This is a genomic window from Tsukamurella spumae, from assembly GCF_012396015.1.
GTDB lineage: Bacteria > Actinomycetota > Actinomycetes > Mycobacteriales > Mycobacteriaceae > Tsukamurella > Tsukamurella spumae.
In genome coordinates this window covers 1-5349 of record NZ_JAAXOQ010000061.1, presented here as the reverse complement: position 1 = coordinate 5349, position 5349 = coordinate 1, and the positions used below count along the sequence as shown (strand labels likewise).

General features: G+C 61.9%; 6 protein-coding genes. 3 read left to right on the top strand and 3 right to left on the bottom strand.

Translation table 11 applies throughout. From position 1 onward, the window contains the following. The first annotated feature begins 117 nt into the window (after positions 1–117). Positions 118–255 (top strand): hypothetical protein, encoded by a 138-nt coding sequence (locus HF999_RS21965; protein ID WP_168547890.1) that lies wholly within the window; start codon positions 118–120, stop codon positions 253–255. A gap of 16 nt (positions 256–271) precedes the next feature. Here HF999_RS21965 and HF999_RS21960 read toward each other — a convergent pair whose 3' ends face one another. Genes HF999_RS21960 through HF999_RS21950 form a run of 3 tightly spaced genes read right to left on the bottom strand, consistent with a single transcriptional unit; the run spans position 272 to position 3803 of the window. Continuing rightward, complete coding sequence (locus HF999_RS21960) at positions 272–1192, bottom strand: restriction endonuclease (RefSeq protein ID WP_168547889.1); 921 nt, start codon at positions 1190–1192, stop codon at positions 272–274. Further along, positions 1192–2346 (bottom strand): restriction endonuclease subunit S, encoded by a 1155-nt coding sequence (locus tag HF999_RS21955; RefSeq protein WP_168547888.1) that lies wholly within the window; start codon positions 2344–2346, stop codon positions 1192–1194. Before HF999_RS21955 ends, HF999_RS21960 begins: the two co-directional genes overlap by 1 nt. Further along, positions 2343–3803 carry a type I restriction-modification system subunit M gene (locus tag HF999_RS21950; protein ID WP_168547887.1) on the bottom strand — a complete coding sequence of 487 codons (1461 nt, stop codon included), beginning with the start codon at positions 3801–3803 and terminating at the stop codon, positions 2343–2345. Before HF999_RS21950 ends, HF999_RS21955 begins: the two co-directional genes overlap by 4 nt. Before the next feature lie 253 nt (positions 3804–4056). On the opposite strand from HF999_RS21950, the gene HF999_RS21945 reads away from it, so the two are divergent. Beyond that, on the top strand, positions 4057–4953 hold the full coding sequence (locus HF999_RS21945; protein ID WP_168547886.1) for a hypothetical protein: 897 nt from the start codon (positions 4057–4059) through the stop codon (positions 4951–4953). A gap of 2 nt (positions 4954–4955) precedes the next feature. Next, positions 4956–5225: an NADAR family protein gene (locus tag HF999_RS21940; RefSeq protein WP_168547885.1), complete on the top strand. Its 270-nt coding sequence runs from the start codon at positions 4956–4958 to the stop codon at positions 5223–5225. Positions 5226–5349 lie beyond the last annotated feature (124 nt).

The following is a 5349-nucleotide window of genomic DNA, read 5'->3' as shown; positions in this document are numbered from 1 at the left end:
GCCCCTGGTACTCCTCACCGAAATCGGAATGCTTCGCAACATCCAGATTTCCGGAGACCAGGGGCTCCTCACGTCAACGACACGCTGAACCTCTGACCAGGCACTGCCCGCTCAAGCTTGAAGAGCCTCTATTCCGATGTCAGCGCAATTCTGGACGGCCCCAACGGGCCGCCGATCCTGGAATCCCTGCTCGCCGAGCACGATGCCGAGACGGCATGGTGCGCCGGCGAGGTCCACACCGATCGCGCCGCGTGATCGCGTACCCGGACGACTACTCGAAGAAGTCCTCGTCGACCTCGACGATCTGAAGTGTCTGCTTCACCTGCACGCCGACGCCATACCGGATCATGAGCTCCGCGAGCCGAACACCGTCGATGAGGATGATCCGCGTGGGCACGATCTCGGCGTACTCGACGGCGCCCTTCGAGAAGCGGCCGGTGGTGATGAACACACCGCTGTCGGCCTTGCCACTCAGCGCTCCCACAAAGGCCTGTAGCTCAGGGCGCCCGACGGAGTTGTCCGGCGCGTACCGCTTGGCCTGCACGTACACGCGGCTCAGGCCGAGGGCATCCTGGTCGATGATGCCGTCGATGCCGCCGTCGTTCGATGCCTGCGTGACGGTCGCTTTGCCGCCGGCCCCGCCGTACCCCATGGCTACCAGCAACGCGACCACGGTGTCTTCGAAGAAGCTCGGGGTGTTGTCGTGCAGGCGGGTGCGGAGATCATCAGCGACGGTGGCGTTGATCCGCCCGATCCCGTCGGAGATCTGTTCCTCGGGGTCAAGATCGGAGACAGGCGTCGGATCGGCTTCGACGGTGCCCGCCTTGCCCTCGCGCGCCCGCAGAGCCTTCCACGTGTGCGGAGCTGTCGAATCACCCGCCAGTACGCGGAGATCCTTCTCCGTGATCCCCGCCGGGTGATTGGCGAGCAGTTGCCGCCCGACGTCAGTGATCATGTACTCCCCGCGGGAGGGCCGGGCAATCGCACCCACCCGGCTGAGATACGAGGTGGCCCAACCGATCCGGTTGCGGTACTTGAGCTGCCCCGAAGACAGCGTCTCTGTGCGCTCCTCGTCGGAGAGGTGCTCCGCTGCAATGACGAGTTCTTCGAGGTCGCGCCGCTTGATCACCGTGCCCGGCAGCAACTGCCGCAGCACCGGCGCCATGAACCCGTCCCACGTCGGCATCGCCATCAGAGTTCGCCTCGGAACGCACGCGCCTGCAAGGATTCGAGAAGCTCACCGTGAAGATCCGCTGCGGACTTGGCCGTACTCAAAACCCGCGAGATAGCATCGACATCCCGTTCATATGCGCGTTGTTCTTGGATCGCCGGAACACACACTGGAAGCGCCTTCAATTGCGTCATGTTGATGGACGCAATACCTGTAGTCTGCTTGGCAGATTTCATAAAGTACTTCTTCGAACTACGACTCGCTATCAGCGCAGACAAGTATGCGGGAGACACCGCATCACGATCACTCACGCGCACCTTAAAAATATGATTCTGATGGATGCACTCGCCGATTTCTTCTTGCCAAACGGTTCCTCGGCCCAACTTGTCCGGATCTCCCCCCTCCGTCAGAACAAGATCACCCCGCCGAAGCTTGTACTTCTCGATCTCAACCTCGGTTGCATCGATCGTCTTGATCTTTCCCAGATCAAGCCTGCCGTCCTGAACGTTGGCTACGGCAAGATAGGGAACAGGGCGGACGGCACGGTCAGTTCGGCGTCCCTTTGTGATGCCTGACGACACCGAGGCGATGTCAGACAATTGAACCAACTGGCCACTGCAAGCACCGAATCGCTCGTCAAACATCCGGGCGGATACCTGCGCCAGCTCTGCCACGACGCGCAGGCTGTCACCTCTCTGTTTGTCAGCGTGGTCGAGAATCGCGGCGATGCGGCGCTGCTCATCGAGTATCGGAACCGAGGGGACGGCCAGTCCGAGAAAATCACCGACAGACGATCGTCTGCGACGAGGTACCGAACCGAAGGCAATCGAGTCATATGCGCTGACCATTCGCGCCGACAGCAAGAGCTTCCCGACGTAGCTAGGATCAAATCCCTCTCGAACCCGAAACGTCGGATACAACGGACTTATCACTCCACAGTCGGCGAGAGTGTTCCGCGCAATCGCCCCCGCCCACAATAGATACGGATTGAAAGCGAAATCGTCTCGGCCAATCAACTTATACGAACTTGTATCCTCCGTCGCCAAGCGCTTATTAAACCTGTCCGCCTGGTACACAAAGCCATTCTTTTCAGTTAAGGTCAGGACCGGAGGATCTTGCCCCACCTCCGGCACCGCTCGAAATTCATAAATCAAGTCGCCGACCGTCCGAGTCATTTCAGCATCGCCTTCAGATCAGCAAGACCGGCCGCGATCTCACCCTCGAGCTTCTCAATCTCGGCAATGATCTCCAACGGGGACCGGTGCTCGATCTCTTCGTACTCGATCTCCTTGTAACGGCTGATCGAGAGGTCATATCCCTGCGCGACGATCTCGTCCTTGGATACGGTGAACGACTTGTCGGTGCGCGCACGCTGACGCTCGCCGCCGTTGCGCTCCGCCCACCGTGCGCGGACGTCGGGGAGGTCATTGTCATCGATCGGGCTGCGCTTGTCGTCGAGTGACAAACCATCCGCACCTACGTCGTAGAACCAGACCTCGTCGGTACCGCCGGAATCGGTCTTTGTAAACAGCAGGATCGCCGTCGAAACACCTGCGTACGGCTTGAACACGCCGGACGGGAGTTTGACGACACCGTCGAGCTTCTGGTCTTCGACGAGGATCCTGCGCAGTTCCTTGTGGGCCATGGAACTGCCGAAGAGGACACCGTCGGGCACGATGACCGCCGCGCGGCCGCCGGGCTTGAGCAGTTTGAGGAAGAGCGCGAGGAACAGGAGCTCGGTCTTCTTCGTCTTGACCGTCCGCTGCAGGTCCTTCGAGGTGGCCTCGTAGTCGAGGGAGCCGGCGAACGGTGGGTTGGCGAGGATGAGCGTGTACTTCTCGGCGTCCCCGCTCGCGCCCTCGGAGAGGGAATCACGGTAGCGGATGTCCGGCTCCTCCACACCGTGCAACAGCATGTTCATCGAGCCGATGCGCAACATGGTGCTATCGAAGTCGTAGCCGTGGAACATCGAGCGGTGGAACTGAGTCCGCTGGAAGTCGTCCGACATCGCCTCCGGATGGTTCTCCCGCACGTACTCGCTGGCCGCGACGAGGAAGCCCGCTGTGCCGCAGGCGGGGTCGCAGATCGCGTCGCCGGGCTTCGGCTCCATGAGGTCGACCATCAACTGGATGATGTGTCGCGGCGTGCGGAACTGGCCGTTGGTGCCCGACGTGGACAGCTTCGAGAGCATGTACTCGTAGAGGTCGCCGTTGGTGTCGCGGTTCTCCATCGGGATGTCGTCGAGCATGTCGACGACCTTCGACAGGAGCGCCGGCGTCGGGATGGTGAACCGGGCGTCCTTCATGTGCTCGGAGTAGGTCGAGCCGTCGGTGCCCATGCTCTGGAGGAACGGGAACACCTTCTGGCCGACGGTGGCGAACATCTCCGCTGGGGCCTCGTGCCTGAAGACGTTCCAGCGGAGCTCCTCCTGGCCGGGCTCGAAGATCGGGTTGGTGATGCCCTCGCCGAGGATCTCGTTCTCGCGCTCCTTGAGCCGCTGCAGCTCGTCGAGCCGGCGAATGAACAGCAGGTACGTGATCTGCTCGATCACCTCGAGCGGGTTGCTGATCCCTCCGGACCAGAAGGCGTCCCAGACGCGGTCGATCTTGTTCTTGAGCTCTCCGGTGATCACCCGGCCAACCCTAGCGTTGGGCCGATCGTCGTTCGCAGACATCTCGCTCTCCTCTGCCGCCCGGTACCTCCAGCGCAGCCGATCAGGATGCAGTAGGGCACTGACAGGTTTGAGGCGCCACCGCTAATCTCGACACGCGGAGTGCCCCCACCTGGTGAAATCGAAACCTGTCAGTCGCGAGCGGCATTCTGACCGGCTGGTCCGAGTGCGGCCGGCCGCGGAACCGCCGCGCATTTGAGACCGAGGAATCACGATGGACACCGACTTCACGCCACTTGAGCCGCTCTCCGGCGCACAGACCCGCTCCCTTCGCGACACCGTCGAGCGCGTGTGTCTCGCTCGTGGCCTGGCGTGCACCCCGCACGGTCGCGACGCCTACCTGATCGGCGATGCGATCTGCGGCCTGGCCAACCTTGCTTCCCGCGTCGCTCGCGTCGACGAGGACGATTGGTACGAAGAGGTGCACCAGTGGCTCGCAAATCTAGATCGTATTCGCCAGGTACGAGCCTCCGAGGTCACCGCAGAGAACATCTATCCACGCCTGACGCGGAGCGTGGATACTGCGGATCCGGACGTGAACTACCCGGTCGAAGGGCTGATCCCCGGTCTCTCGATGATCTTCGCGGCCGACTATCCGACACACGTCTCCGAACTACCGGCGGCGAGTCTATTCGCTCACCTCGGCGACACGCTCAATGTCGGACGGATGGCCGTCAACAACCTGCATCGCCTGCCCGTGCCGGCGGCGGACTTCGTCGACCTCGAGATCGACGGTTCGAACAATCCGGTCATCGCGTTCGAGTTCGACGATTTCTTCGCGCCGTCGCGGCTGCTGTACGCCGGCACGTTCGCAAAGGAGCATTTGGCACCGTCCGAGCACGGTTTTCTCGTGGCGGCTCCGACCCGCGACGTCCTTCTCTTCCTTCCGGTGGACGGCGACAACATCCTCAATCAAGTGAACGTGTTCGCAAGCACCGTCGACAACCTCTACACAGGCGGCCCCGGGGCGACCTGTGAACTCACCTACCACCTGACGCCGAACGGCGGAATTGACTTCGTCGCCTGCGTCACGAATGAGGGCGAGCTGTACTTCAGGCCCAACGACTACCTGAGCGCGAAGTTCTTCCACCTCCCCGAGGCAGGGGCGTAGGCATGCGAGTGATCGACAGCTTCCGCGGCGAACACTTCTTCCTTTCCAACTTCTACCCAGTCGGAATTCGCTTCCGCGGCAACATTTTCCCATCCGCCGAACACGCGTTCATGTCGGCCAAGACCGCGGATGAGCGGCGCATCGAAGCGATCCGAACTGCCGCAACGCCGGCCGATGCGCAGCGAATCGGGCGGTCCGTACCTCTCGTGCCGGACTGGGACCGTATTCGGTTCGACGTGATGGCGGAGGTCATCACCGCCAAGTTCGACTGATCCGCCCCGGTGTGTCCGGAGACTCTCTGTGTTTGCTTGAGAGAGGATCCAACGATGGGAACGTCGAAGTACACGCCGGAGCTGAAGGCTCGGGCGTTGGAGATGGTCGAGGATGCGCGTGATG

Coding starts and splice junctions, on each gene's coding strand:
- HF999_RS21960 (WP_168547889.1), bottom strand. CDS start 1,192: ATGGCGATGCCGACGTGGGACGGGTTCATGGCGCCGGTGCTGCGGCAG.
- HF999_RS21955 (WP_168547888.1), bottom strand. CDS start 2,346: ATGACTCGGACGGTCGGCGACTTGATTTATGAATTTCGAGCGGTGCCG.
- HF999_RS21945 (WP_168547886.1), top strand. CDS start 4,057: ATGGACACCGACTTCACGCCACTTGAGCCGCTCTCCGGCGCACAGACC.
- HF999_RS21940 (WP_168547885.1), top strand. CDS start 4,956: ATGCGAGTGATCGACAGCTTCCGCGGCGAACACTTCTTCCTTTCCAAC.